31 protein-coding genes are annotated in these 25,159 nt (G+C 46.2%); 28 read left to right on the top strand and 3 right to left on the bottom strand.

Features of this window, described 5'->3' with window-relative positions:
- Window positions 1-36 precede the first annotated feature (36 nt).
- The 11 genes from glyA (at window position 37) to L3V45_RS17525 (ending at window position 9,382) form a co-directional block, all read left to right on the top strand.
- On the top strand, window positions 37-1,284 hold the full coding sequence (gene glyA, locus L3V45_RS17575; RefSeq protein ID WP_003151153.1) for a serine hydroxymethyltransferase: 1,248 nt from the start codon (window positions 37-39) through the stop codon (window positions 1,282-1,284).
- A 134-nt stretch (window positions 1,285-1,418) separates the two neighbouring features.
- Window positions 1,419-2,048, top strand: a complete 630-nt coding sequence (gene upp, locus L3V45_RS17570) for a uracil phosphoribosyltransferase (RefSeq protein WP_003151154.1) — start codon at window positions 1,419-1,421, stop codon at window positions 2,046-2,048.
- Window positions 2,049-2,468: 420 nt separating this feature from the next.
- On the top strand, window positions 2,469-2,852 hold the full coding sequence (gene atpI / locus L3V45_RS17565) for an ATP synthase subunit I (protein ID WP_234949488.1): 384 nt from the start codon (window positions 2,469-2,471) through the stop codon (window positions 2,850-2,852).
- A gap of 7 nt (window positions 2,853-2,859) precedes the next feature.
- A complete protein-coding gene (gene atpB / locus L3V45_RS17560) occupies window positions 2,860-3,594 on the top strand; it encodes a F0F1 ATP synthase subunit A (RefSeq protein WP_003151158.1) in 735 nt (244 codons plus the stop codon).
- Window positions 3,595-3,639: 45 nt separating this feature from the next.
- Window positions 3,640-3,852 carry a F0F1 ATP synthase subunit C gene (gene atpE, locus L3V45_RS17555; RefSeq protein ID WP_003151167.1) on the top strand — a complete coding sequence of 71 codons (213 nt, stop codon included), beginning with the start codon at window positions 3,640-3,642 and terminating at the stop codon, window positions 3,850-3,852.
- Between the two features lie 142 nt (window positions 3,853-3,994).
- A complete protein-coding gene (atpF, locus tag L3V45_RS17550; protein ID WP_003151168.1) occupies window positions 3,995-4,507 on the top strand; it encodes a F0F1 ATP synthase subunit B in 513 nt (170 codons plus the stop codon).
- A complete protein-coding gene (locus L3V45_RS17545; protein WP_003151169.1) occupies window positions 4,504-5,049 on the top strand; it encodes a F0F1 ATP synthase subunit delta in 546 nt (181 codons plus the stop codon). The genes atpF and L3V45_RS17545 overlap by 4 nt, the downstream gene beginning before the upstream one ends.
- 16 nt (window positions 5,050-5,065) lie before the next feature.
- Window positions 5,066-6,574 (top strand): F0F1 ATP synthase subunit alpha, encoded by a 1,509-nt coding sequence (gene atpA / locus L3V45_RS17540; protein ID WP_003151170.1) that lies wholly within the window; start codon window positions 5,066-5,068, stop codon window positions 6,572-6,574.
- 75 nt (window positions 6,575-6,649) lie between these two features.
- On the top strand, window positions 6,650-7,513 hold the full coding sequence (gene atpG, locus L3V45_RS17535; RefSeq protein WP_003151172.1) for an ATP synthase F1 subunit gamma: 864 nt from the start codon (window positions 6,650-6,652) through the stop codon (window positions 7,511-7,513).
- A 25-nt stretch (window positions 7,514-7,538) separates the two neighbouring features.
- Entirely contained in the window at window positions 7,539-8,960 is a 1,422-nt protein-coding gene (gene atpD, locus L3V45_RS17530; RefSeq protein WP_003151173.1) for a F0F1 ATP synthase subunit beta, read from the top strand.
- 23 nt (window positions 8,961-8,983) lie between these two features.
- A complete protein-coding gene (locus tag L3V45_RS17525; protein ID WP_003151176.1) occupies window positions 8,984-9,382 on the top strand; it encodes a F0F1 ATP synthase subunit epsilon in 399 nt (132 codons plus the stop codon).
- Window positions 9,383-9,426: 44 nt separating this feature from the next.
- Here the strand turns inward: L3V45_RS17525 and L3V45_RS17520 are convergent, their stop codons facing one another.
- Window positions 9,427-9,897, bottom strand: coding sequence for a hypothetical protein (locus tag L3V45_RS17520; protein ID WP_234949487.1), 471 nt, complete (start codon window positions 9,895-9,897; stop codon window positions 9,427-9,429).
- A gap of 172 nt (window positions 9,898-10,069) precedes the next feature.
- Here L3V45_RS17520 and L3V45_RS17515 point away from each other — a divergent pair, with 172 nt between their 5' ends.
- From L3V45_RS17515 to L3V45_RS17435, 17 genes are all read left to right on the top strand, one after another.
- Window positions 10,070-10,300 (top strand): DUF1146 family protein, encoded by a 231-nt coding sequence (locus tag L3V45_RS17515; RefSeq protein WP_003151181.1) that lies wholly within the window; start codon window positions 10,070-10,072, stop codon window positions 10,298-10,300.
- A 141-nt stretch (window positions 10,301-10,441) separates the two neighbouring features.
- Window positions 10,442-11,182 (top strand): YwmB family TATA-box binding protein, encoded by a 741-nt coding sequence (locus L3V45_RS17510; RefSeq protein ID WP_003151183.1) that lies wholly within the window; start codon window positions 10,442-10,444, stop codon window positions 11,180-11,182.
- Window positions 11,183-11,215: 33 nt separating this feature from the next.
- A complete protein-coding gene (gene murA, locus L3V45_RS17505; protein ID WP_003151185.1) occupies window positions 11,216-12,526 on the top strand; it encodes a UDP-N-acetylglucosamine 1-carboxyvinyltransferase in 1,311 nt (436 codons plus the stop codon).
- Window positions 12,527-12,724: 198 nt separating this feature from the next.
- Complete coding sequence (gene spoIID, locus L3V45_RS17500) at window positions 12,725-13,756, top strand: stage II sporulation protein D (RefSeq protein ID WP_015387577.1); 1,032 nt, start codon at window positions 12,725-12,727, stop codon at window positions 13,754-13,756.
- A gap of 265 nt (window positions 13,757-14,021) precedes the next feature.
- A complete protein-coding gene (locus L3V45_RS17495; RefSeq protein WP_003151188.1) occupies window positions 14,022-14,708 on the top strand; it encodes a VWA domain-containing protein in 687 nt (228 codons plus the stop codon).
- A gap of 309 nt (window positions 14,709-15,017) precedes the next feature.
- Window positions 15,018-15,698: a VWA domain-containing protein gene (locus L3V45_RS17490; protein ID WP_015387578.1), complete on the top strand. Its 681-nt coding sequence runs from the start codon at window positions 15,018-15,020 to the stop codon at window positions 15,696-15,698.
- Window positions 15,699-15,784: 86 nt separating this feature from the next.
- Window positions 15,785-15,949, top strand: a complete 165-nt coding sequence (locus L3V45_RS17485; RefSeq protein ID WP_003151191.1) for a hypothetical protein — start codon at window positions 15,785-15,787, stop codon at window positions 15,947-15,949.
- A gap of 94 nt (window positions 15,950-16,043) precedes the next feature.
- Window positions 16,044-16,832, top strand: coding sequence for a formate dehydrogenase accessory sulfurtransferase FdhD (fdhD, locus tag L3V45_RS17480; protein ID WP_014306001.1), 789 nt, complete (start codon window positions 16,044-16,046; stop codon window positions 16,830-16,832).
- Between the two features lie 17 nt (window positions 16,833-16,849).
- Window positions 16,850-17,875, top strand: coding sequence for a GTP 3',8-cyclase MoaA (moaA, locus tag L3V45_RS17475; RefSeq protein ID WP_014306000.1), 1,026 nt, complete (start codon window positions 16,850-16,852; stop codon window positions 17,873-17,875).
- A 190-nt stretch (window positions 17,876-18,065) separates the two neighbouring features.
- On the top strand, window positions 18,066-19,196 hold the full coding sequence (locus tag L3V45_RS17470; RefSeq protein WP_003151195.1) for a response regulator aspartate phosphatase: 1,131 nt from the start codon (window positions 18,066-18,068) through the stop codon (window positions 19,194-19,196).
- 122 nt (window positions 19,197-19,318) lie between these two features.
- Window positions 19,319-19,798 carry a hypothetical protein gene (locus L3V45_RS17465; protein ID WP_003151196.1) on the top strand — a complete coding sequence of 160 codons (480 nt, stop codon included), beginning with the start codon at window positions 19,319-19,321 and terminating at the stop codon, window positions 19,796-19,798.
- A gap of 73 nt (window positions 19,799-19,871) precedes the next feature.
- Window positions 19,872-20,060 (top strand): CsbD family protein, encoded by a 189-nt coding sequence (locus L3V45_RS17460; RefSeq protein ID WP_003151197.1) that lies wholly within the window; start codon window positions 19,872-19,874, stop codon window positions 20,058-20,060.
- Window positions 20,061-20,411: 351 nt separating this feature from the next.
- The gene (gene ureA / locus L3V45_RS17455; RefSeq protein ID WP_003151198.1) at window positions 20,412-20,729 is read left to right on the top strand and encodes an urease subunit gamma; all 318 of its coding nucleotides are present in this window, start codon (window positions 20,412-20,414) and stop codon (window positions 20,727-20,729) included.
- A complete protein-coding gene (ureB, locus tag L3V45_RS17450) occupies window positions 20,726-21,100 on the top strand; it encodes an urease subunit beta (protein WP_003151199.1) in 375 nt (124 codons plus the stop codon). The genes ureA and ureB overlap by 4 nt, the downstream gene beginning before the upstream one ends.
- On the top strand, window positions 21,097-22,806 hold the full coding sequence (gene ureC / locus L3V45_RS17445; protein ID WP_236837129.1) for an urease subunit alpha: 1,710 nt from the start codon (window positions 21,097-21,099) through the stop codon (window positions 22,804-22,806). Before ureB ends, ureC begins: the two co-directional genes overlap by 4 nt.
- Window positions 22,807-22,946: 140 nt before the next feature.
- A complete protein-coding gene (locus tag L3V45_RS17440) occupies window positions 22,947-23,351 on the top strand; it encodes an Rrf2 family transcriptional regulator (RefSeq protein WP_015387581.1) in 405 nt (134 codons plus the stop codon).
- Between the two features lie 46 nt (window positions 23,352-23,397).
- On the top strand, window positions 23,398-23,700 hold the full coding sequence (locus tag L3V45_RS17435) for a hypothetical protein (RefSeq protein ID WP_225630116.1): 303 nt from the start codon (window positions 23,398-23,400) through the stop codon (window positions 23,698-23,700).
- A gap of 24 nt (window positions 23,701-23,724) precedes the next feature.
- Here the strand turns inward: L3V45_RS17435 and xynA are convergent, their stop codons facing one another.
- Window positions 23,725-24,366 carry an endo-1,4-beta-xylanase XynA gene (xynA, locus tag L3V45_RS17430; RefSeq protein WP_003151206.1) on the bottom strand — a complete coding sequence of 214 codons (642 nt, stop codon included), beginning with the start codon at window positions 24,364-24,366 and terminating at the stop codon, window positions 23,725-23,727.
- A gap of 392 nt (window positions 24,367-24,758) precedes the next feature.
- Window positions 24,759-25,145 carry a DUF5362 family protein gene (locus L3V45_RS17425; RefSeq protein ID WP_003151208.1) on the bottom strand — a complete coding sequence of 129 codons (387 nt, stop codon included), beginning with the start codon at window positions 25,143-25,145 and terminating at the stop codon, window positions 24,759-24,761.
- Window positions 25,146-25,159 lie beyond the last annotated feature (14 nt).

Raw genomic sequence — 25,159 nt, 5'->3', positions numbered from 1 at the left:
TAAAGAACAGGAAACGGATAGGAGAGGATCTCGCTGATGAAACATTTACCTGTACAAGATAAACAAGTGTTTAACGCCATCAAAGATGAGCGTAAGCGTCAACAGACTAAGATCGAATTAATTGCTTCTGAAAACTTCGTGACGGAAGCGGTAATGGAAGCACAAGGCTCTGTTTTAACAAACAAATATGCTGAAGGCTACCCCGGCAAACGCTACTACGGCGGCTGTGAGCATGTTGATGTCGTTGAGGACATCGCCCGCGACCGCGCGAAAGAGATTTTCGGAGCTGAGCATGTAAACGTTCAGCCGCACTCAGGCGCTCAGGCGAACATGGCTGTTTACTTCACGATTTTAGAGCACGGCGACACGGTGCTCGGGATGAACCTCTCCCACGGCGGCCACTTAACACACGGAAGCCCGGTTAATTTCAGCGGCGTTCAATACAACTTTGTAGAATACGGTGTCGATAAAGACACGCAATATATAGATTATGAAGATGTGCGTGAAAAAGCGCTGGCGCATAAGCCGAAACTCATCGTTGCCGGAGCGAGCGCATACCCCCGCACGATCGACTTTAAAAAATTCCGTGAAATCGCTGATGAAGTCGGCGCTTACTTCATGGTAGACATGGCGCATATCGCGGGTCTTGTCGCAGCCGGCCTTCATCCGAATCCGGTTCCTTACGCTGACTTTGTAACGACAACGACTCACAAAACACTTCGCGGACCCCGCGGAGGAATGATCCTTTGCCGTGAAGAGTTCGGCAAAAAGATTGATAAATCCATTTTCCCGGGAATCCAAGGCGGACCGCTTATGCATGTCATCGCGGCAAAAGCCGTTTCTTTCGGAGAAGTGCTTGAAGATGATTTCAAAACATATGCGCAAAACGTCATCTCGAACGCGAAGCGCCTGGCTGAGTCTCTGAACAAAGAGGGCATTCAGCTCGTATCAGGCGGAACGGATAACCACCTTGTGCTTGTTGACCTCCGTTCTCTCGGACTGACCGGAAAAGTCGCTGAACACGTTCTTGATGAAATCGGCATTACATCTAATAAAAACGCGATCCCTTACGATCCGGAAAAACCGTTCGTCACAAGCGGAATCCGTCTCGGTACGGCGGCTGTGACAAGCCGCGGCTTTGACGGTGACGCACTTGAAGAAGTCGGCGCCATCATCGGCCTCGCGCTGAAAAATCATGAAGACGAAGCAAAACTTGAAGAAGCGAAACAGCGCGTATCTGCCTTGACTGAAAAGTTTCCTTTATATAAAGAACTGGACTATTAATAAGGAAGAAACCCGCCGGAACCTTAATCCGGCGGGTTTTTTTATGATTTTCTTGAAACTGTTTGTCTTTTTCTGTAGAATCAATAGAAGTGTGAAAAAGTCACTCGGACAACAAAAAAGGAGCTGAACACAGTATGGGAAAGGTTTACGTATTTGATCATCCTTTAATCCAGCATAAGCTGACATATATTCGGAATGAAAATACAGGCACAAAGGATTTCAGAGACCTTGTGGATGAAGTCGCATCACTGATGGCGTTTGAAATTACACGTGATCTTCCTCTTAAAGAAGTGGAAGTGAAAACACCTGTTCAAACAGCGACATCCAAAGTGATTTCAGGGAAGAAACTCGGTATCGTGCCGATCCTGAGAGCGGGTCTCGGAATGGTTGACGGCATGCTGAAATTAATCCCGGCCGCTAAAGTGGGACATGTCGGATTATACCGTGATCCGGAAACCTTAAAACCGGTGGAATACTATGTCAAGCTTCCTTCTGATGTAGAAGAACGCGAATTTATTGTCGTGGATCCGATGCTTGCTACGGGAGGCTCTGCGGTGGAAGCGATCAACAGCCTGAAAAAGCGCGGCGCGAGAAACATTCGTTTTATGTGTCTTGTAGCGGCTCCGGAAGGCGTGGAAGAGCTGCAGAAACATCATTCTGACGTTGATATTTATATCGCCGCCCTTGATGAAAAACTGAATGAAAAAGGCTATATCGTTCCGGGCCTCGGTGACGCGGGTGACAGACTGTACGGAACCAAATAAATCGGAAAACCTCATTCAGGGGGTTTTCTTTTTTTTATCCAGATTTTAGCTGAATGGGCAGAGTTCATACATTTATAGGTGAATTTGTGAACATTCTGTGTATGCTTCCGGTATAAAAAGTTTTTTAACTTTAAACAGATTGACACATGTTAGGGGCTATTGTATGCTAAACGAGGGTATTATGAGAAGGTTTTCATTCCTTTCATTTCTAGTATCCATCCTCATTTTAAATCCTCCAAAAAAACCCGTTATATGAGGATTTATCTAAGCGAATGAAACAGCATCCCGTAGCATCAGGAGGATGAGTGGTTTTTTCGAACAGGCCGTTTTGCGGACAAAAAAGGCCTTCTGCAAGGGTTAACCGCATGTTTTGCCGTATCCAGGAATTATATTACATTTTCATCAGGAGACAGATAGTTGATGGACGATCCCAATCTTACATTCAGCAGACAACGGAGATATGTATTTGTAATCTTAGCAATCTATTTGCTGGGATATGGTCTTACGGCGTATAAAACTGTTTTTTTAGGCCTCTTTTTGGGAACTGTTTTCAGTTTGTTTAATTTGTGGCTCTTGATCAGAAGAATGAATGCTTTTGACAAGGCCGTGGCGAAAGGAAAGTCCATACGATCACTCGGGAGCGCAGCGCGTTGGTGCAATGCGATACTTGCGATGGCTGTCGCCTTTAAATATCCCGATAAAGTCAGTGTGGCAAGTGTGATTATTGGATTAATGACAATTTATCCCGTCATTATGATAGATTCCATTATTCAGCTCAAACGTTCATCAATGGAAGAGAGGTGAAAACCCATTGAATCACGATTACAGAACTATTGATTTGTTTGGTCTTACTTTTAATCTGACAAACATTCTGATGATTACTGTGGCAAGTGTGATTGTGCTGCTGATTGCGATTCTTACTACAAGAACGCTGTCCATCCGTCCGGGAAAAGCCCAGAACTTCATGGAATGGATTGTTGATTTTGTCCGCAATATTATAGGCAGTACAATGGATTTAAAAACAGGGGCTAACTTCTTGGCGCTTGGTGTAACCTTGCTGATGTACATATTTGTATCAAATATGCTAGGGCTGCCGTTTTCTGTAACGGTCGGACACGAGCTTTGGTGGAAATCACCGACGGCCGATCCGGCTATTACTCTGACTCTAGCCGTTATGGTTGTGTCGTTAACGCACTATTACGGCGTGAAGATGAAAGGTTTGAAGGAATACTCTAAGGATTACCTCAGACCGGTTCCGCTTATGTTCCCGATGAAGATCATTGAGGAGTTTGCGAATACGCTGACACTCGGACTTCGTCTTTACGGTAACATTTTCGCCGGGGAAATTCTTCTTGGCCTGCTTGCGAATCTGGCGACGAATTTCTACTCAAACAGTTTCTTTCTCGGTTTGGTCGGCACAGTCGGAGCCATTATTCCGATGCTTGCATGGCAGGCATTCAGCTTGTTCATCGGTACCATCCAGGCATTTATCTTTACGATGCTGACGATGGTGTACATGTCACACAAAATCAGTCATGATCATTAAAATCATATATCCATTCGGATAACATTTTAAAGGAGGAACTTTTTCATGAATTTAATAGCAGCTGCAATTGCAATCGGTTTAGGTGCACTTGGTGCAGGTATTGGTAATGGTCTGATCGTTTCACGTACGGTAGAGGGAATCGCCCGTCAGCCGGAAGCAGGAAAAGAACTTAGAACTCTTATGTTCATGGGTATCGCATTGGTTGAGGCCCTTCCGATTATCGCTGTCGTTATCGCGTTCTTAGCGTTCTTTGGCTAAGCAAAAAAGCCTTATATGAACTAAAAATGGCGAAGATCACTCTAAGAGAACCTTCGCCATTGCTTTATGTCTGATAAGCAGGCCGTCCCGAAACGGCTTTTTATCAGCAGAGAAAACCTGCAGAAGGGAGTTGCCGTAGTAGATGTCTCAATTACCTCTTGAATTAGGACTGTCGTTTAACGGCGGAGATATCCTATTCCAATTGTTAGCTATGTTAGTTTTATTAGCGCTTCTCAAGAAATTCGCTCTGGGACCGCTATTAAATATAATGAAACAGCGTGAAGATCATATCGCCGGCGAAATTACGTCCGCTGAAGAAAGAAATAAAGAAGCGCAGAAGCTGATTGAAGAGCAGCGCGTTCTTTTAAAAGAAGCGAAACAGGAATCACAATCACTCATTGAAAATGCGAAAAAACTGGGTGAAAAGCAGAAGGAAGACATTATCCAGGCTGCACGCGCCGAGTCTGAAAGATTGAAAGAAGCGGCGAGAACCGAAATTGTCAAAGAAAAAGAACAAGCGGTTTCCGCACTTCGCGAGCAAGTCGCATCACTTTCTGTCTTAATCGCATCGAAAGTGATTGAAAAAGAGCTTGATGAACAAGCCCAGGAACAACTGATTCAGGACTATCTTAAAGAGGTAGGAGAAAGCCGATGAGTGGATCTGCTGTCTCTAAACGATACGCGTCAGCGCTTTTCGACATTGCCGTTGAGACTTCTCAAATCAATGAAATCGAAGAAGAGCTTACCGTACTAAAAGAAGTGTTCCGGAACGAAGCCGGATTACAGGAAGTGTTAAGCCATCCGAAGGTATCGGCCGCTAAGAAAAAAGAGCTGATTCAGCAATCGTTCGGCGCACTGTCTGAGTCTGTGCTGCATACGATTTTTCTTCTGATTGACCGCCGCCGGTCTTCGATTGTGCCTGATCTCACAGACGAGTTTATCAAACTTGCCAATCAGGCCCGTCAGACAGAGGATGCGGTTGTTTATTCAGTAAAACCGCTGTCAGAAGCGGAAATGTTATCATTGTCTCAAGTGTTTGCAAAAAAAGCCGGAATCGCTTCGCTCAGAATCAGAAATGAAGTGCAGACGGATTTAATAGGCGGCATTAAAGTCCGCATTGGAAACCGGATTTATGACGGAAGCGTAAGCGGAAAGCTTGAGCGCATGGAACGTCAACTTGCCGGAGGAAATCGATAGAAGGGGTGAAACCTAAGTGAGCATCAAAGCTGAAGAGATTAGCACGCTGATAAAGCAGCAAATTCAAAATTACCAATCTGAAATTGAAGTTCATGACGTAGGTACAGTCATCCAAGTCGGAGACGGTATTGCGCGTGTACACGGCCTTGACAATTGTATGGCCGGTGAACTTGTTGAGTTTTCAAACGGCGTTTTGGGTATGGCTCAAAACCTTGAAGAATCCAACGTAGGTATCGTTATCTTAGGACCTTACAGAGATATCCGCGAAGGTGATGAGGTCAAAAGAACGGGCCGCATCATGGAAGTTCCTGTAGGTGAAGAATTAATCGGACGTATCGTCAACCCGCTCGGACAGCCGGTAGACGGACTGGGTCCGATTCTGACAAGCAAAACACGTCCGATCGAAAGCCAGGCTCCAGGCGTAATGGACCGTAAATCGGTACATGAGCCGCTGCAAACGGGTATCAAAGCGATCGACGCGTTAATTCCGATCGGCCGCGGACAGCGTGAGCTGATTATCGGGGACCGTCAGACAGGTAAAACATCTGTTGCGATTGATACAATCTTAAACCAAAAAGATCAAGACATGATCTGTGTGTACGTAGCGATCGGCCAAAAAGAATCTACAGTACGCGGCGTGGTGGAAACACTTCGTAAGCATGGCGCGCTTGATTACACGATTGTCGTGACGGCATCCGCTTCACAGCCGGCTCCGCTTCTTTACCTTGCACCGTATGCAGGGGTGACAATGGGTGAAGAATTCATGTACAACGGCAAGCACGTTCTCGTCGTATATGATGATTTATCCAAACAAGCGGCCGCTTACCGTGAGCTGTCATTGCTTCTTCGCCGTCCGCCGGGCCGTGAAGCATTCCCTGGGGATGTATTCTATCTTCACTCCCGTCTGCTTGAGCGCGCAGCCAAGCTGAGTGACGCTAAAGGCGCAGGATCAATTACGGCGCTGCCGTTCGTCGAAACACAAGCAGGAGATATCTCGGCTTATATCCCGACAAACGTCATTTCCATTACTGACGGACAGATTTTCCTTCAATCCGACCTATTCTTCTCAGGCGTGCGTCCTGCGATCAATGCCGGATTATCCGTATCCCGTGTCGGCGGGTCAGCCCAAATCAAAGCGATGAAAAAGGTAGCGGGAACATTGCGTCTTGACCTTGCTTCATACCGTGAACTTGAAGCATTCGCCCAATTCGGATCTGATCTTGACCAGGCGACTCAGGCGAAACTGAACCGCGGTGCGCGTACAGTTGAAGTGCTGAAGCAAGACTTGAATAAGCCGCTTCCGGTTGAAAAACAGGTAGCCATTCTTTATGCGCTGACAAAAGGATATCTTGATGATATTCCGGTTGCGGATATCAGACGTTTTGAAGAAGAGTACTACATGTACCTTGATCAAAACCATAAAGATCTGCTTGACGGCATTGCGAAAACAGGAAACCTTCCTGCTGATGAAGACTTCAAAGCTGCAATCGAAGGCTTCAAACGCACATTTGCACCAAGCAACTAACCCTTAGAAGATGAGAGAAAAAGGTTCTCTTTTTCTCTCTTTTTACGCAAATGAAGAATAAAGGTGGTGAAATCTTTGGCCTCATTACGCGATATTAAGTCAAGGATCACGTCAACGAAAAAAACAAGCCAGATTACAAAAGCCATGCAGATGGTATCCGCTGCGAAGCTGAACCGTGCGGAAACCAACGCGAAGTCATTTGCTCCGTATATGGATAAGATCCAGGAGGTTGTGTTTAACGTCGGAAAAGGCGCGAAAAACGCGAAACACCCGATGCTTGTCTCAAGAGAAGTGAAAAAGACGGCGTATCTCGTCATTACGTCTGACCGCGGGCTTGCGGGTGCGTTTAACAGTTCGGTTTTGCGAAACGCTTACCGCACCATTCAAGAACGCCATCAGTCTAAAGATGAATACACGGTGATTGCAATCGGCAGAGTCGGCCGCGATTTCTTCAAAAAACGGGAGATGCCGATTTTGTCTGAGTTAGTGGGGCTTGGCGACGAGGTCACTTTTGCTCAGATTAAAGATTTGACCCGTCAGACGGTTCAAATGTTTATCGACGGCGCTTTTGATGAACTGCATTTGGTGTATAACCATTTCGTCAGTGCGATTTCACAGGAAGTGACGGAGAAAAAAGTGCTGCCTTTAACGGATTTCGGAACGAGCGGCGGGAAGCGCACGGCTTCTTACGAGTTCGAACCGGATGAAGAAGAGGTGCTCGAAGTGCTGCTTCCTCAATATGCGGAAAGCTTAATTTACGGCGCGCTTCTTGACAGTAAAGCAAGTGAACACGCTGCGAGAATGACAGCAATGAAAAATGCGACTGATAATGCGAAAGAACTCATTGATTCACTTTCGCTTTCATATAACCGCGCGCGTCAAGCGGCGATTACACAAGAAATTACCGAAATTGTCGGCGGTGCAGCCGCTTTAGAATAGAAAGATTTTGTCAGGAGGGATAGCGATGAAGAAAGGACGCGTAAGTCAGGTGCTTGGACCGGTTGTCGACGTACGTTTCGAGGACGGCCACTTGCCTGCGATTTATAATGCGATTAAAGTTTCACAGCCAGCTACAGGCGAAAATGAAGTAGGCATCGACCTAACGCTAGAGGTTGCTCTTCATTTAGGCGATGATACAGTCCGTACAATTGCCATGGCATCTACGGACGGAATTCAGCGCGGAATGGAAGCCGTTGATACAGGTGCGCCGATTTCCGTTCCTGTCGGTGATGTGACTCTCGGACGCGTATTTAACGTACTGGGAGATAAAATTGATTTAAATGAACCGCTGCCTGCGGATGCTCAAAAGGACCCGATCCACAGATCAGCTCCTTCATTCGATGAGCTTTCAACTGAGGTTGAAATTCTTGAAACGGGAATTAAGGTTGTTGACCTGCTCGCTCCTTACATCAAGGGCGGTAAAATCGGATTGTTCGGCGGCGCCGGCGTAGGTAAAACCGTATTAATCCAGGAATTAATCAACAACATCGCACAAGAGCACGGCGGTATTTCCGTATTCGCCGGTGTAGGAGAGCGTACTCGTGAAGGGAACGACCTTTTCTACGAAATGAGCGATTCAGGCGTTATCAAGAAAACAGCCATGGTCTTCGGACAGATGAACGAGCCGCCGGGCGCACGTATGCGTGTAGCACTGACGGGTCTTACAATGGCTGAGCATTTCCGTGATAAACAAGGACAGGACGTACTGTTCTTTATCGATAACATTTTCCGTTTCACACAAGCGGGTTCAGAGGTTTCCGCGCTTCTCGGCCGTATGCCTTCTGCGGTTGGTTATCAGCCGACGCTTGCGACAGAAATGGGTCAGCTTCAAGAGCGTATTACGTCTACAAACGTTGGTTCAGTTACATCTATCCAGGCGATCTACGTGCCTGCCGATGACTACACTGACCCGGCTCCGGCGACAACGTTCGCTCACTTGGATGCAACGACTAACCTTGAGCGTAAATTAACTGAAATGGGTATCTACCCTGCGGTTGATCCGCTGGCTTCCACTTCCCGCGCGCTTGCTCCGGAAATTGTCGGAGAAGAGCATTATGCGGTGGCGCGTGAAGTTCAGTCAACGCTTCAGCGTTACAAAGAACTTCAGGATATTATCGCGATTCTCGGTATGGACGAATTAGGTGAAGAAGACAAGCTTGTCGTTCACCGCGCACGCCGTATCCAGTTCTTCCTTTCTCAAAACTTCCACGTAGCTGAGCAGTTTACGGGACAAAAGGGTTCTTACGTGCCTGTTAAAGAAACGGTACGAGGCTTTAAAGAAATCCTTTCCGGTAAATATGACCATCTTCCGGAAGATGCATTCCGTCTTGTGGGACGCATTGAAGAAGTCATTGAGAATGCAAAAGAGATGGGTGTAGAAGTTTAATCTGGTCCTAGGAGGGTAAAAGCATGAAGACCGTTAAAGTCAATATCGTTACTCCCGACGGCCCAGTATATGATGCTGATATTGAAATGGTGAGTGTAAGAGCCGAGAGCGGTGATCTCGGTATCCTGCCTGGCCATATTCCGACCGTGGCTCCGCTTAAAATCGGCGCTGTCCGCCTTAAAAAAGACGGGCAGACCGAATTGGCGGCTGTCAGCGGCGGATTTTTAGAAGTCCGTCCTGATCAGGTCACTATCCTTGCACAAGCCGCTGAAACAGCGGAAAGCATTGATAAAGAGCGCGCCCTTGCTGCGAAAAAGCGGGCGGAAGACCGTTTGAACAAACGATCAGATGATACTGACATTCGTCGGGCTGAGCTTGCGTTACAGCGGGCTGTAAACAGATTGGATGTTGCAGGAAACTAAAAAAGAATCCTTCTCGGCTGTCTGAGAAGGATTCTTTTTCTATATTAACGCATAAGAGATTCATAGACGCCGATAAGCGGATGATCCTCTTCTTTTTGCAGATATAAATGTTCGCAGCAGTTGTCGGTGTGCCACGTTTTGTTTCCTCTCCGCACACCTGTCGTATAAGCGCCGTCCGTATACGGATAAGGTTTGACGACCCATTCGGCATCGCCATGATGTCTGATGGCGCAATCGATGACATACACACTGAGCATTTTCTCAAATTCGTCAATCGGCAGGTTCCAATCCGCCAAAAGCAGCTCTTTTATGCTGCGGAAGTAAAGAGCTTCCACTGCCAGCAGGCTGCCGGGTGAATAATCAAGAGAAATGTTGAAAAACTGACATAATTCTTTCAGTTCCTCTGTTTGAGACTGTCTATAATCATAGTAGAATGCTATCGCTTCCCACTCGTGGTCAAATACGGGAAGTGTTTCTCCATACTGCTTTTCCGGATGAAAAAAGGAATGATTCATATTCCCATCTCCTTTCCAAAAAAGTATATCATGCCGGAGAACGGACATTTAAGCGGGGATTGCCCCTAATTTTGGATAAAAATTCTGATGTAAAAATGATCATCTTTCTCTCTTCTTCTTATATAATAAGAGAGGATATGAGGGGCGGAAAAAATGAAAGGAGATGGAATTTGTGAATGTATTGGGGCAGCAGGCCGCAATCAGCATCCTGGTTCACCTGGTATGCATTGCGGTGACATGGTGGGCGCTTCAGGCCGTCAACTTTGATCCGCTGATCCGAAAAGGAAAAATAGTGCAGGCGAGGCTGCTGATCATTCTTCTTACCATTGCGATCGGTACGGCAGTCGCCAACTTCTTTTTAGATTATCTTACCTATTCGAAACAGCTTCCATACTTATTTTAAGATGTTTCGTCTGTTGAAATGAAGGGAATCGCTGGGTGAGAAACCAATTTTTATTCACCCGCTTGGCGAGTTTTGACGAAGTTTTCCATGTATTGCTTTCCCCGGCTCCGGCAAAAATGGGAGTAAGGGGGAGAGATCGATATGAAGAAAAAAAGAGCAGGCCGTATCATCTTGTTTTTTGTTTTTTTAAGCGCCTTAATAGCGGTATTTCATTCCATTCATGCAAGTGAGCTGTCTCCGCTTGCCCAGATTGCCGAAGGAATGGAGCGGCAGCAGGTCACTGTGGATGAATGGACGCTTCATGCGAAAAAAAATCTGAACCTGTCACTGAGTGAATTTGATGACAAGGTAAAAGAACTGAAGACGCAGTATCCGCAATATCATTGGGAATCCGCGCGGGAAGATAAAATCGTAAAGGCCGTCGGCACGTATTCTGACAAAAAAAATCACACAACTTTTAAACTGCAGCTCGTCACTACCCTCAAAAACCAGAACCCAACTTCGTATTTATTATATGAGCAAATGAGCCCGGAGCAACCGGAAAACTGGAATGATACATATGAACAGTTTGAACGGCAGGCACATGACATATTTCAAAATAAAGTATTTATTTTTACTTGTCTAAAGGGTCATTTAAATGATAATATGAGTATTGTTTTGCAAAAAAAAGCAGAACAGCTCATGAAAGAATTTGAAGCAAGTCCAGTTGAACATGTAGTTGAGCCTCATTTCGTTTCTGTTTCTGCATTTACATATAAGTGGACAGATTACATCATGACATCGAAACATAAGATGAATGTGCAAGTTGCGCTTAGAAGTGCGGGAATGGGCGGAAAACATACCGTTACGGTTGGCACACCAATCGTGACAACTGAATATTAATATAGAGAATATAGGGACGCGGAGGGGAATACCTTGGAAAAAATCATCGTCCGCGGCGGTCAGAAGTTAAACGGCACAGTGAAAGTTGAAGGAGCAAAAAATGCCGTTTTACCAGTTATCGCTGCATCTTTATTAGCAAGTGAAGAAAAAAGCGTAATATGTGATGTACCTACGCTCTCCGATGTATATACAATTAATGAAGTGTTGCGTCATTTAGGAGCAGATGTGCATTTTGAGAATAATGAAGTTACCGTAAACGCTTCTTACGCTTTAGAAACAGAAGCACCTTTTGAATATGTGCGCAAAATGCGCGCGTCAGTGCTTGTTATGGGCCCTCTGTTAGCCCGTACGGGTCATTCAAGAGTAGCGCTTCCGGGCGGCTGCGCAATCGGCTCAAGACCGATTGATCAGCATTTAAAAGGCTTTGAAGCAATGGGTGCAAAAATCAAAGTAGGCAACGGCTTTATTGAAGCAGAAGTGGAAGGCCGTCTGCAGGGCGCAAAAATCTATTTAGATTTCCCAAGTGTGGGTGCGACAGAAAACTTGATTATGGCAGCTGCTTTAGCTGAAGGAACAACAACGCTTGAAAACGTGGCAAAAGAGCCTGAAATCGTTGACTTAGCGAACTATATCAATGCGATGGGCGGAAAAATCCGCGGTGCCGGCACAGGCACCATTAAAATTGAAGGTGTCGAGAAGCTTCGCGGCGTAAGACACAACATCATTCCTGACCGTATTGAAGCGGGTACTTTCATGGTCGCTGCGGCTATCACGGAAGGAAATGTATTAGTCAAAGGTGCGGTTCCTGAGCATCTTACGTCTTTAATTGCGAAAATGGAAGAAATGGGAGTCAAAATTACGGATGAAGGAGAAGGCCTTCGTGTCATCGGTCCTGCCCAGCTGAAGCCGATCGACATTAAAACGATGCCTCACCCAGGATTCCCGACTGATATGCAGTCGCAAATGATGGCGCTGCTTCTCCGTGCGAGCGGAACAAGCATGATTACTGAAACTGTGTTTGAAAACCGTTTTATGCATGCTGAAGAATTCCGCCGGATGAATGGCGACATTAAAATTGAAGGACGTTCTGTGATCATTAACGGTCCTGTACAGCTGCAAGGCGCAGAAGTTGCCGCTACGGACCTGCGTGCGGGCGCGGCGCTGATTCTTGCGGGATTAGTGGCTGAAGGTCATACACGCGTCACGGAACTGAAGCACTTGGATCGCGGTTATGTGAATTTCCATAAAAAACTTGCGGCTCTCGGCGCTGACATCGAGCGTGTCGTTGATGAAACGGCCGCTGAACAAGAAAGCAAAGAAGTCGTAACTGACCTAAACGCATAATGGCTGTAAAAACAGTATGTCAATCTGGCATACTGTTTTTTTATGGTTTATCATCATTATTATGCTCTGATTTTCAAAAAAGAATACGTTTTTCGCGTGAAAAATGGAATAAGATTCTGTCCAAAAGGAAGTCATATTAGCTTGTCCCTGCCCATAAGATGAAGTAGAGTCGAATCCCAAGCAGGAGGCAGCTGATATATGAAACCGATTGTATTTCTACTATCCGGGCTGTGTATACTTATTCTTCTTGTTCCCACCATTCTCGTTCTTCCGTTTCAGGCGGAAAAAGGAGCAGCCGTAAACAGAGAGCCCGGACACAAAACAACACACACCACACGAGAAACAAAAGGAGCAGAAACATTGAAAGAATCACCTGTATCCATTCCGGTTTATCGGACATCCAATCATTCTGTAGAGAACATTCCGCTTGAAGAGTACGTGATCGGTGTCGTGGCTTCCGAAATGCCCGCAACCTTTAAACCGGAAGCCTTAAAAGCCCAGGCGCTCGCCGCCCGGACATTCATCGTCAGATTGATGGTCGCTGACTCAGCCGTTCAGGCGCCGAAAGGATCACTGGTGGACGATACGCAAATGTTCCAAGTCTATCAAAGCAAAAGCCAGCTGAAAAAAGAATGGGGTTCTAAGTACGCACACAACCTCAAGAAAATCACAAACGCGGTCGCAGGCACGCAAGGAAAGATTTTAACGTACGACAACAAGCCGATTGAGGCATCTTTCTTCTCTACGAGCAACGGGTATACGGAAAATGCGGAAGCCTATTGGACAAGCGCCATTCCTTATTTAAAGAGCGTGAAAAGTCCGTGGGATAAGCAATCGCCGAAATATCTTGCCACCCAGACCTTCAGTGTGCCGGAGTTTCAGCAAAAGCTCGGCGTACAGCTCTCGGGACAAAACACGGTAGGGCAGATTACAGCCAGAACGCCGGGCCATCAAGTGGCGACGGCCGTCATAAACGGCAAAAAGCTGAAGGGAAGAGACATCCGGGAAAAACTCGGACTCCGTTCTGCCGACTTTGAATGGAAACGGAACGGCGGCAGCATCACCATTACGACAAAAGGATTCGGCCACGGCGTCGGCATGAGCCAGTACGGGGCCAATTACATGGCGGAGCAGGGGAAATCCGTGGCGGACATCGTCAAGCATTATTATCAGGGAGTGGACATATCCGAAGCAGATTCATTTTTAAACAAATATATGGCGAAAAAATAGGCGCTTTCATGAGCGTCTGTTTTTTTTGAAAACTATTCCATAAACGGTAAAGCAACCAACAGACTCATATAACGAAAGCCTAAAGGCTGACAAATGCCGTCTGAAGGCTGAGCGCCGGGTGAAAATCACTGATAAAAATGCCGTATCTATGTGAATATACGCAAAAATAATGAGGAACGCCGTCCTATTTATTTCCCTTTTCATCTCATTTACGATAAATATTGTTCGGCGTTGAACGTAAATCTATTGAAAAGGGGAAGAAGCAATGAAAAAAACACTTTCACTCATAATCATGCTCGGATTGATGCTGACTGCTGCATCTCCTGCTTTTGCTGCCGAGAATGCAAACGAGAAGACATTTTTATTTAAAAACAATATCGCCATTCTGCTTGATGCGAGCGGCAGTATGGCGAAACGGATTGACGGCGTTTCTAAATACAATATGGCAAAAGATGAAATCGTCCGTTTTGCAGATCGAATTAAGTCTACATCACAGGTCAGAATGACGGTTTTCGGTTCGGAAGGCAATAATAAAAACTCCGGAAAAGTTCAATCTTGTGAATCCATTCGCGGTGTATACGGATTCCAAAAGTTTGACAGACAGAGCTTCCTCAACTCTCTGAACGGAATCGGGCCTACGGGCTGGACACCGATTGCAAAAGCATTAGAAGATGCGAAGGCTTCTTTTAACGGCGTTCATAAATTCGGCTTTAAATCCGTTTACCTGTTGACGGACGGTGAGGAGACATGCGGCGGAGATCCTATTAAGACAGCGAAAGAACTTCGCAAACATCATATTAAAGTCAACGTGATCGGCTTTGACTTTAAAGAAGGCTTCAACGGACAGCTTCACGCAATTGCCGGTGCGGGCGGAGGAAAATATTACGAAGCTCACAGCCAAAAGGATATGAACCGCATCTTTACGATGGAAGCGAGTTCATTAGCGAAATAAGAAAAGGTGCCGTTTAGCGGCCCTTTTTTTTATTTTTATTTAACAAAAATTTCAAGAAAAGATGAAGAGAAAACTGTAAAAAGAATCAGATTCCGGACTTATATTACAAAAAGGGCGAAAAAGGCATTAAATCTGTCATCATTTATCCAATCTTTTTAGGATGATGCGCATAATTCTGTTCATTTTTAACGGCGTACAGCCGCTTATACAAAAGGAATCCCGCCCTATATCTTTTTGCATACTCCTCATCTAGCATAGAGAAGAGCCGGGGGCCCATCGGCCAAAAACAAACGGAGAGGAATGAAGGAAATGAAAAAAATGTTCACTGCGGGGATTGTCGGACTTTTGACGCTTTCACTCGGATCACCTGTTTTTGCAGCTGAGAAAAAGCACGAAGAAACAAACGTCGCCGTGCTGTTTGACGCAAGCGGGAGCATGATACAAAAAACAGGGGGAGAGCGTAAAATAGATGTTGCGAAAGAGTCTGTCACTTCTTTTGCGGAAGTTCTTCCTGAAGACACGAATCTGATGCTTCGGGTATTCGGGCATAAGGGCAATAATAAAAACTCAGGCAAAGCCGTATCATGTAACGCGACTGAAACGTTATACGGCCTTCAGCCGTACGCCGTGACTCCATTTGAGCAATCACTCAGCAAGATTAAACCGACCGGCTGGACACCGATAGCGAAAGCGCTTTCTGATACACGTGAAGAATTTGAGCGGGCCGGCGCTAAAGGGAAAAACGTCGTATATCTGATCACAGACGGTGAAGAAACATGCGGCGGGAATCCTCAAGCCGAAATTCAAAAGCTCCGTAAAGCGAATGTCAACACGGTCGTCAATATCATCGGCTTCAACTTCGGCATGAAAGGAAGCGAAAGCCTTGAAAAAGCGGCGGAAGCGGGAGGCGGCACATACGTCTCAGCTGACAGCGCGGACGAGTTCAAACAGGCTTGGGAAGACGCCGCAAAGGATTTAGCAAAAGAATAGGTTAAAAAAGGACGCCCGCGCGGCGTCTTTTTTTGTTTAGAAAACGGAACCGCGGGAATGATACGGATAAAAGGAGATGAACGCTGTTGTTAAAAGGAGCAGGCATTATATTGGTGCTGGCGGCAGTCGTTTTTGTTCTGATAGGGATTTTTCTGAAGCTTGCCGCCTTCATATTCGTCAGTATATTGGCCATTATCGCCGCAGTTATTTTATTCACTATTCTGAGCAGACATCATCGCAATGAAACATAGAGTCCGAAGAGGGCTCTTTTTTTAAACCGCAAATTCGACAAAATACAGGGATTGTGGAAGAATAAAAGAGAAGGATACTGCGGAGGGGAAAACAGTGGATGAAAAAACAACAGCGGTAAGAGACATATACCGCTATGAAAAAGGGGTATTAACAAAGACGGCAGATCGGATGGTTTCAGAGTATCCGCTTACCGTCATGGTGAACGGGCAGGAATTTGTTACGCTCGTCTGCACGCCTGACCATTTAGAGGAACTCGTCATCGGATTTCTCGCATCAGAAGGCGTCATTCGTTTTGAAAAAGAGATCAAAAGCTTTACTATAGATGAAAGTCTCGGGTTCGCATATGTTGAACTGACGAATCCCGGAGTGCTTGAGCAAAAAGACTATACGAAGAGGGTCATCGGTTCATGCTGCGGGAAAGGCCGCCATTTTTACTTTCAGCAGGATGTGAAAACGGCCAAAACCGCCGTCAGCCGGATTACCATAACTCCTGAGACGTGCCTTCGCCTGATGAAGGAGATGCAAAGCGGAAGCGGCACCTTCCGGGAAACGGGCGGCGTCCATAATGCAGCGCTGTGCGATACGGAAAAGCTGCTCTTGATGAGGACGGATATCGGGCGCCACAACGCGCTGGATAAGCTGTACGGCTGCTGTTTGAAAAACGGAATGCCCGTCCGTGACAAGCTGATCGTCTTCAGCGGCCGGATTTCCTCAGAGGTTTTATTAAAAGCCGCAAAAATCGGCGTGTCGATTGTCATTTCAAAATCGGCGCCGACGGAGCTCGCGCTGCAAATGGCGGAAGAGCTGAACATCACCGCGATCGGTTTTGTCAGAAACGGATCATTTAACGTATACACACATCCTGAACGGGTTGAACAATAGAAAGGGGTCTTGGGCTTATGAATACAGAAACGCGCCGGGTGACAGACAAAAAGGAAAGGCCGCTCAGGGATCTTCGTATCTCTGTAACCGACCGCTGCAACTTCAGATGCACGTACTGTATGCCAGCCGAATTATTCGGACCGGATTATCCATTTTTACAAAAGACGGAATTGCTCTCCTTCGAGGAGCTTGAGCGGCTTGCGAAGCTGTTTGTCGGCCGCTTCGGCGTTGAAAAAATCAGGCTGACGGGCGGAGAGCCGCTCATGAGAAAAGATATGCCTGAATTGATCAAAAAACTTGCGCGCATCCCCGGACTTAAAGATATCGCGATGACGACAAACGGCTCTCTGCTTCCCGTGTATGCGGAAAAACTGAAGCAGGCGGGGCTGCATCGAGTGACAGTCAGCCTCGATTCTTTAGAGGATGAGCGGTTTAAGGCCATTAACGGCCGCGGCGTTTCGGTGAACAAGGTGCTTGAGGGCATTGAGGCGGCAAAAGCGGCCGGACTCGGTGTGAAAATCAATATGGTTGTTCAAAAGGGCGTCAATGAAAAAGATATCCTGCCGATGGCCCGCTATTTTAAAGAAAAGGGTCATATTCTCCGGTTTATTGAATTTATGGATGTAGGCAATACGAATCAATGGAATAAAAAAGACGTGATCACGAAGGCCGAAATTATTGATCTGATCAACCAGCACATGCCGACGGAGCCGATAGAAGCGAATTACAAAGGAGAGGTCGCTTCCAGGTTCCGCTATCTTGACGGTTCCGGCGAAATCGGCGTGATTTCCTCCGTCTCGGATGCATTCTGCGCCTCCTGCAACAGAGCGCGCCTGTCGGCGAGAGGCGAGCTGTTTACGTGCCTGTTTGCGTCAAGCGGCTATGATGTTCGGAAACTCGTGCGCGGCGGTCTGACCGATGATGAATTGACGGAATCCATCGCTTCTGTCTGGAGAAATCGCACGGATCAGTATTCAATTGACCGCGCGCTTTCTAAAACGGATGGAAAAAAGAAAGTGGAAATGTCTTATATAGGCGGATGAAGAAAAGCTTGCCCGGACAAGGGCAGGCTTTTTTATTCACAATATGAGAGCGGTCTGTTCAAAAAATACCGGTAACAGCCGAAATATATGATAGGAATTTTGATGCAGGACAATCAAGTTATGCAATTCCAAAGCCATACAATATGTTAAAATATAACCAATAGAAATTAGAAAAGGTTGTGAAAGGGGCATGACCGCATACGAGATTCCGTCATCTCAAGTTGGAGTCAAGATCAACAAATGGTACAAGCACATTTTAGCGTTTCAAGCGGCTGATGCCATAAAGCTGAAAGAGGAAATTGATGAGGATATACAACGTATGGAGGAAGACCAGCTGCTGCTGTTATATTATCAGCTGATCAGCTACCGCCATCATATTATGCTTGATTACGTCAAGCCGGAATGCACCGAACAATCACAGATTCAGTACAGCGAGCTGCAAAAGACGATCGAAAGCACGGACAGCATATCGGGACTGTCTGAGTATTATTTCCATTTGTTCAGAGGGATGTATGAATTCGATCACAATAACTATGTTGCGGCTATTTCTTTTTACCGGAAAGCGGAAAAACTCCTTTCATTTGTCGAGGATGATATAGAGAGGGCGGAATTCCATTTCAAGATGTCTGAAGTGTTTTACGTCATGAAGCAGACTCATTTTTCCATGAATCACGGGATTCAGGCGCTGGATACGTATATGAAACACGATTTTTACAGAGTGCGGAGAATTCAATGCCATTTCGTCATTTCAGGAAACTACATCGACTGCAAAAACTACGACAAAGCGCTTGAGCATTTAGACGAAGCCCTCCGCCTTTCTTTGCTTGAAGGACAGCCCCGCCTGATCGGGTCTTCGCTTTACAATCTGGGGAATTGTTATGCTGAAAAGCGGGATCTGGATGAAGCGGCCCGGTACTTTAGAAAAGCGGTTCCCGTTTTTGAAGAGCATCAGCTTGAACAGCTTCCGAAGGCGCTGTTCAGCTTAACGCACACCCTTTTCAGGCTGCATGATGACCAAGCGGCCCTCACCTATTATGAAAGAGGGATCATGATCGCGAAAGAACGCGGCGACCGATTCAGTTTAGAGAAGTATAAGTTTTTACAAGCGCTTTATTTGGAGTCACTCAATATGGATTTAATCCATGAAGTGTTTGACTATATGAATGAAAAATCGCTGTATGTGTATATTGAAGATTTCGCCTTGGAGGCCGCCGTTTACACAAGCGCACATGAGCAATATAAAGAAGCGGCGTATTTTTATGAAAAAGCGATTCGCATGAGAGAAAACATTCAAAAAGAACAGTGTTTATACGATATATAATTTTTCTTAACCATCTGATCAGCAGATGGTTATTTTTTTATGCACATCAGGACGTTTGATCATAGAAAAAATCGGAAAAATCGCAAAAGAGGGAAAAAAGTACGATGGGAAGGAGGGATTTGTTGTTCGGATTTAATGATATGATAAAGTTTTTCGTTTCATTTCTCATCATTCTCCCGATGGTGTCTGTCATCCATGTGTCGGGACACAGCTTTATGGCCATGCTGTTCGGAGGCAAGGCGTCGTTGGATATCGGAATGGGGAAACGTCTTTTAAAAGTAGGGCCGATTCAGGTTCGGCGTATCTACTTCATAGATTCTTTCTGCAAGTTCGGCGAATTGCGGATAGATAACCGTCTGACGAGCGCGCTCGTCTATTCCGGAGGCTGTCTGTTTAATCTCGCTTCTATCTTTTTAATAAATCTGCTGATCATAAAAGATTTCCTAGAGCCAAACTTATTTTTTTACCAATTTGTCTATTTTTCAACTTATTATGTTTTCTTTGCTCTTCTGCCCGTGCAATACGGGGATAATAAGCTGTCAGACGGATTGGCCGTTTACAAAGTGATCCGCTACGGGGAACGCTGTGAAATCAATAATTGAGAGTTGAAATGTTTGCTATCAGGCTGAAAGGGAAGAAAACAAGTACACAAAAACAAAAGGAGCTGAAGAGATCATGAGTGAAGATAACGGTTTAAAAGACAAAGTAAAAGGCGGCATGAACAAAATGAAAGGGGAAGCAAAGGACAAAGCAGGCGACATGGCAAACAAGTCCGACTTAAAAGCGGAAGGGAAAAAAGACAAAGCGAAAGGCAGCCTGCAAAAGGGTGTCGGTAAAACGAAAGATAAACTCAGTGATGATTAATTTGATCGTGAAACACAGCAAAAGCCCAAAATATTTTGGGCTTTTTGTTATGAGAAATGACAAAAATTCCAGTTCGTTTGGTTAATATTCACTAAATTTTTAAATATTCTATAAATTCCCGGCGATTTCTTTATAATATTCACAAAGAATGTAACCTTTCTTCACATTTAATTAAACGTTTGTTGAAGAAAAAAATGAGAAATCGGTCATTTCTGCAAAAGGAATCGGGCCGTTCACTGTCGAATAACTTTTATCACTTAACATTTCATGAGGTGAAGGGGGTGGCGGCCGCCTGCATCGTTTCGGTTGACCATGCGGATTGTGTTTGACTATCACTAAGGGGGAATACAGATGAAACTGACACCGGTTGAACAAGAAAAATTGCTTATTTTTACGGCGGGAGAGCTCGCTAAGCAGCGGAAGGCGCGCGGCGTTCTGCTGAATTATCCCGAAGCCGCCGCATATTTGACCTGTTATCTGATGGAAGGCGCGAGAGACGGAAAAAGCGTTGCTGAGCTGATGGAATCCGGCCGTAATGTATTGACTGAAAAAGACGTTATGGAAGGCGTTGCGGAAATGCTGGACAGCATTCAGGTGGAAGCGACGTTCCCGGACGGGGTTAAGCTTGTCACCGTTCATCAGCCGATCAAAGCGGAGGTGAAGTCATGAAGCCGGGAGCGATTCAAGTCGCAAAGGGGACCATCACCATTAACGAAGGCCGGAAGACGCTGGAGGTGTCAGTCACCAATAACGGAACGCGGTCAGTGCAGGTCGGATCGCATTTTCATTTTGCCGAAGCCAACGGCGCCCTTTCCTTCAATCGGGACAAAGCCATCGGCATGCGCCTTGATATCCCGTCAGGCACATCTGTCCGTTTTGAACCGGGAGAAGAGAAAACCGTCACGCTCGTGGAAATCGGAGGGCGAAAAACGGTCAGAGGTCTCAACGGCATGGCCGATACGTACATGGATGAGCGGGGAAAAGAGAAGACGCTGTCAAATCTTAAAAAAGCCGGATGGATGGAGGAGGCGATCCGATGAAAATGTCGCGTGAGCAATACGCAGAACTGTTCGGACCGACAACGGGAGACAAAGTCAGACTCGGAGATACGGATTTATGGATTGAAGTCGAAAAAGATTTCACGAATTACGGGGAAGAAATGATTTTCGGCGGAGGGAAAACAATCCGGGACGGCATGGGGCAGAACGGGCGTATCACCGGGAAAGACGGAGCGCTTGATCTGGTCATTACAAACGCCGTCATCCTCGATTATATCGGAATCGTCAAGGCGGATATCGGGGTGAAGGACGGCCGGATTGTCGGCGTCGGGAAAAGCGGCAACCCTGATATGATGGATGGGGTGGACCCGCACATGATTATCGGTGCCGGAACAGAAGTCATTTCCGGCGAAGGGAAAATCGTAACGGCCGGCGGGGTGGATACGCATATCCACTTTATCTGCCCGCAGCAGATGGAAGTCGCGCTTTCTTCAGGCGTGACTACGCTTCTCGGCGGCGGAACAGGTCCTGCGACGGGAAGTAAAGCGACGACTTGTACATCCGGTGCATGGTACATGTCGAGAATGCTGGAAGCGGCCGAGGAGTTTCCGATCAATGTCGGTTTCTTAGGAAAAGGAAATGCATCCGATAAAGCGCCGCTGATCGAGCAGGTGGAAGCAGGCGCAATCGGCCTGAAGCTGCATGAAGATTGGGGATCAACGCCAAGCGCCATTAAAGCTTGCATGGAAGCAGCGGATGAGGCGGACATTCAGGTGGCGATCCACACAGACACGATAAATGAAGCGGGCTTTTTAGAAAATACGCTTGATGCGATCGGCGACCGGGTTATCCATACATATCACATAGAGGGAGCCGGCGGAGGCCATGCACCGGATATTATGAAACTCGCATCTTACGCCAATATCCTGCCGTCCTCTACGACGCCGACGATTCCATATACCGTCAACACGATGGACGAGCATCTTGATATGATGATGGTCTGCCATCATTTAGATTCAAAAGTGCCTGAAGACGTGGCGTTCAGTCATTCACGCATCAGAGCGGCCACCATTGCGGCGGAGGATATTCTGCACGATATCGGCGCGATCAGCATGACGTCATCTGACTCGCAGGCGATGGGCAGGGTGGGAGAAGTGATTATCCGGACATGGCAGGTGGCCGATAAAATGAAAAAACAGCGCGGCGCTCTATCGGGAGAAAACGGCAATGACAATGTGCGCGCCAAACGCTATATCGCCAAATACACGATCAACCCGGCTGTCACTCACGGTCTGAGCCATGAAGTCGGTTCCGTTGAAAAAGGAAAGCTCGCCGACCTCGTACTATGGGACCCGGTTTTCTTCGGCGTCAAACCTGAACTTGTGCTCAAAGGCGGCATGATTGCCCGCGCCCAGATGGGAGATCCGAATGCTTCCATTCCGACGCCTGAGCCCGTGTTTATGCGGCAGATGTACGCATCATACGGTAAAGCAAACCGCAACACCTCTATTACATTTATGTCCCAGGCCGGTATCGCAAACGGTGTGCCGGAAAAGCTCGGCCTTGAAAAAATGATTTCTCCCGTACGGAATATCCGTAAGCTGAGTAAGCTCGACATGAAGCTGAATGACGCGATGCCGAATATACATGTCGATCCGAAAACCTATCAGGTATTCGCCGACGGAGAAGAGCTGGCATGCCAGCCCGTCAGCTATGTTCCGCTAGAACAGCGTTATTTCTTATTTTAATCCCTCTCCGGCCGGTTTCCCGCCGGCCTGTTTACCCTCTATTGCCAACTTGATTTCATCCTGCCGCCCGTTTTAGTGTATATTAGTAGTTGACAAACAAATGAAATGTAACTATTTTGGTTACAATGGTGGTGAAAAACATGATTAACAGCCGTCTTGCTGTGGCCATTCACATTTTATCGCTGATCTCAAAGGATGAACGGGCGTCATCGGACATGATTGCGGGCAGCGTAAACACCAATCCCGTCGTAGTGCGGAGAACGATCAGCCAGCTGAAAAAAGCGGGTATTCTGACATCCCGGGCGGGTGTTCCGGGAGCCAGCCTGAAAAAAGATCCGTCGGAGATCACCCTCTTAGAGGTTTACAGGGCGGTGCAGAATAAGGAAGAGCTTTTTGCGGTTCACGACAATCCGAATCCCGACTGTCCGGTCGGCAAAAATATTCAGCGCGCGCTCGATGAGACGTTCGGAAGCGTACAGCGGGCAATGGAGAATGAACTTGCGAGCAAGTCCCTTTATGATGTAATGAATCATCTCTTTTGTTAAAAAGAGATTGGTTCATGCCGCTAGACGTGTAACGGAAATGGTTACAATGGGTAATGAGGAAATCACGGTTTTGGCTCCATATTCAGACAAGCCTGGATGCGGGATTGCGATCTGTTTAATGAAGAAAACCTCCGAAACTAAAGGAGGTGGTAACCGGGATATTTTTATTTTGCTTAAGGCTTATGTGAAGGTGTCTGTTGTAAGCGGGTTACCAAAAAAAGACGGAACTCTTATTTTAATACGCGCTAAAAAAACTGATGGAGAATATCCTGCCTCCGGTAATGCCAAAACCGTTCGCCTCTTCACAATCATTATAAAATTTCTCAAGGAACGATCAGCAGCCCGTTAGCTGCCCCTCATTAGAGATGAGCTGTTACCACACTGTTACATTAGAACTTCCGCTGCTTTTATATCCTTCTGTCGCTAAGACTTGATAAGCCCAATTACTGCCCAGATTCATTCCATGGCTCTTCCATGCGTTAACATGATTGCTGAAAGTGATTGCAGCGTTGCTTCCGGTCGGTCTCTTCGACTGGCGGACACTCCAGTACTGCGTAAAAGTAGTGTTATCGCCATCAATGGAAGGTGCGTTATAACGTGTCGTTGTATATATGTCATATGTACCTCCATCACTCTTTACGGTACCTTTATACGTTCCGGTAGGTCTGTAAGTACCCCATGAATCCACCACATAATATTCGATGAGGGGCGATCTCGTCCAGCCATATAAAGTCAAATATCCATTGCCGTTCGGCGCCCAAACACCGGCATTATAGTTTATTGTTCTAAATGGCGAGCCTGTAGTCCAGCCTTTACCAACAACGAAATTCCCGGTATTAGACCAATTAACACTGTAATTTCCGCCAGAGCCATTGACTGCGTTTACTGTTCCGCCCCCGTCAGTCCAATTTTGCCAGTAATCTGTGCCAGCTGCAGAGGCGGTTGCCGAAAACATGCTGATACTCATGAAAGCTGCCGTTAATCCCACTAAGAATTTCTTTTTAAACTTAAACATATGTTACCTCCTATACTATTTTTTCTGACTTTGACATGAGGCAGCACTCGTAAATATTTAACGAACGCCAACGCTTTTGATCGTTCCTTTCAATATAATAGCATGAATACATGGGTGAATATTAAGAACAATTGTAATTTAATTACAAAGACCCAAAAAATTGTATGATGAGTGGTCTTGTACCGCCATAGCCTTATTTCGCAGAACTGAGTGATTTCAGTTGAAACTCTGAGGAAACGTTTTATTTGAAAAAACTTTTTTGCCGAAAGAATATCTGCATACAGCGTCAATGCTGTTCGCCGTATTGGCAAATCCGAAGCAGAAAAACTTTACCGTTGTCGGAGAAGCGGTATAAGAAAAAATCCCGGGCGGATGCGCCGGGATTTTCCTTTTTAATATGTATTGGCATCAATATTATTAAACGCGTCGTCCACGATGCCGAGCGTCATGAGGACAATGAAAAGAACGATACCGAGAACGGACAAGCCGACCGTCACGATCAGATAGATCCCCTGCATTTTCACGAACTTTGCATAATTCTCCAGCATATGTTCCTCTGTCAGTTCATTGAACTGCGCCGCCATCTGTCCCGCTTCATTTGCCGAGCGCATCAGAAAAATGCCGGCAATGATCTGCAGAACGCCGGGAATGGCTCCGATTAAAAAGAAAAACGCGCCCGAAAGCGCCGCAAACGCGCCTATAATAATAAACAAAATACCTGTCGCTTTTCCCCATTTCGAAATAGAAATAAGAGAACGATTCACTGATTCAGGTTTCAAACCATGGCACTCCT

The sequence above is a fragment of the Bacillus sp. R45 genome, from assembly GCF_021729365.1.
Taxonomy (GTDB): Bacteria; Bacillota; Bacilli; order Bacillales; family Bacillaceae; genus Bacillus; species Bacillus velezensis.
This window is presented reverse-complemented; position numbering and strand designations above follow the sequence as displayed.

What these genes read in the sequence shown, in the direction of transcription:
- glyA (WP_003151153.1), top strand. Translation starts at nt 37, where the DNA reads ATGAAACATTTACCTGTACAAGATAAACAAGTGTTTAACGCCATCAAA.
- upp (WP_003151154.1), top strand. Translation starts at nt 1,419, where the DNA reads ATGGGAAAGGTTTACGTATTTGATCATCCTTTAATCCAGCATAAGCTG.
- atpI (WP_234949488.1), top strand. Translation starts at nt 2,469, where the DNA reads ATGGACGATCCCAATCTTACATTCAGCAGACAACGGAGATATGTATTT.
- atpE (WP_003151167.1), top strand. Translation starts at nt 3,640, where the DNA reads ATGAATTTAATAGCAGCTGCAATTGCAATCGGTTTAGGTGCACTTGGT.
- atpF (WP_003151168.1), top strand. Translation starts at nt 3,995, where the DNA reads ATGTCTCAATTACCTCTTGAATTAGGACTGTCGTTTAACGGCGGAGAT.
- L3V45_RS17545 (WP_003151169.1), top strand. Translation starts at nt 4,504, where the DNA reads ATGAGTGGATCTGCTGTCTCTAAACGATACGCGTCAGCGCTTTTCGAC.
- atpD (WP_003151173.1), top strand. Translation starts at nt 7,539, where the DNA reads ATGAAGAAAGGACGCGTAAGTCAGGTGCTTGGACCGGTTGTCGACGTA.
- L3V45_RS17525 (WP_003151176.1), top strand. Translation starts at nt 8,984, where the DNA reads ATGAAGACCGTTAAAGTCAATATCGTTACTCCCGACGGCCCAGTATAT.
- L3V45_RS17520 (WP_234949487.1), bottom strand. Translation starts at nt 9,897, where the DNA reads ATGAATCATTCCTTTTTTCATCCGGAAAAGCAGTATGGAGAAACACTT.
- L3V45_RS17510 (WP_003151183.1), top strand. Translation starts at nt 10,442, where the DNA reads ATGAAGAAAAAAAGAGCAGGCCGTATCATCTTGTTTTTTGTTTTTTTA.
- spoIID (WP_015387577.1), top strand. Translation starts at nt 12,725, where the DNA reads ATGAAACCGATTGTATTTCTACTATCCGGGCTGTGTATACTTATTCTT.
- L3V45_RS17495 (WP_003151188.1), top strand. Translation starts at nt 14,022, where the DNA reads ATGAAAAAAACACTTTCACTCATAATCATGCTCGGATTGATGCTGACT.
- L3V45_RS17490 (WP_015387578.1), top strand. Translation starts at nt 15,018, where the DNA reads ATGAAAAAAATGTTCACTGCGGGGATTGTCGGACTTTTGACGCTTTCA.
- moaA (WP_014306000.1), top strand. Translation starts at nt 16,850, where the DNA reads ATGAATACAGAAACGCGCCGGGTGACAGACAAAAAGGAAAGGCCGCTC.
- L3V45_RS17470 (WP_003151195.1), top strand. Translation starts at nt 18,066, where the DNA reads ATGACCGCATACGAGATTCCGTCATCTCAAGTTGGAGTCAAGATCAAC.
- L3V45_RS17460 (WP_003151197.1), top strand. Translation starts at nt 19,872, where the DNA reads ATGAGTGAAGATAACGGTTTAAAAGACAAAGTAAAAGGCGGCATGAAC.
- ureA (WP_003151198.1), top strand. Translation starts at nt 20,412, where the DNA reads ATGAAACTGACACCGGTTGAACAAGAAAAATTGCTTATTTTTACGGCG.
- ureB (WP_003151199.1), top strand. Translation starts at nt 20,726, where the DNA reads ATGAAGCCGGGAGCGATTCAAGTCGCAAAGGGGACCATCACCATTAAC.
- ureC (WP_236837129.1), top strand. Translation starts at nt 21,097, where the DNA reads ATGAAAATGTCGCGTGAGCAATACGCAGAACTGTTCGGACCGACAACG.
- L3V45_RS17440 (WP_015387581.1), top strand. Translation starts at nt 22,947, where the DNA reads ATGATTAACAGCCGTCTTGCTGTGGCCATTCACATTTTATCGCTGATC.
- L3V45_RS17435 (WP_225630116.1), top strand. Translation starts at nt 23,398, where the DNA reads ATGGGTAATGAGGAAATCACGGTTTTGGCTCCATATTCAGACAAGCCT.
- xynA (WP_003151206.1), bottom strand. Translation starts at nt 24,366, where the DNA reads ATGTTTAAGTTTAAAAAGAAATTCTTAGTGGGATTAACGGCAGCTTTC.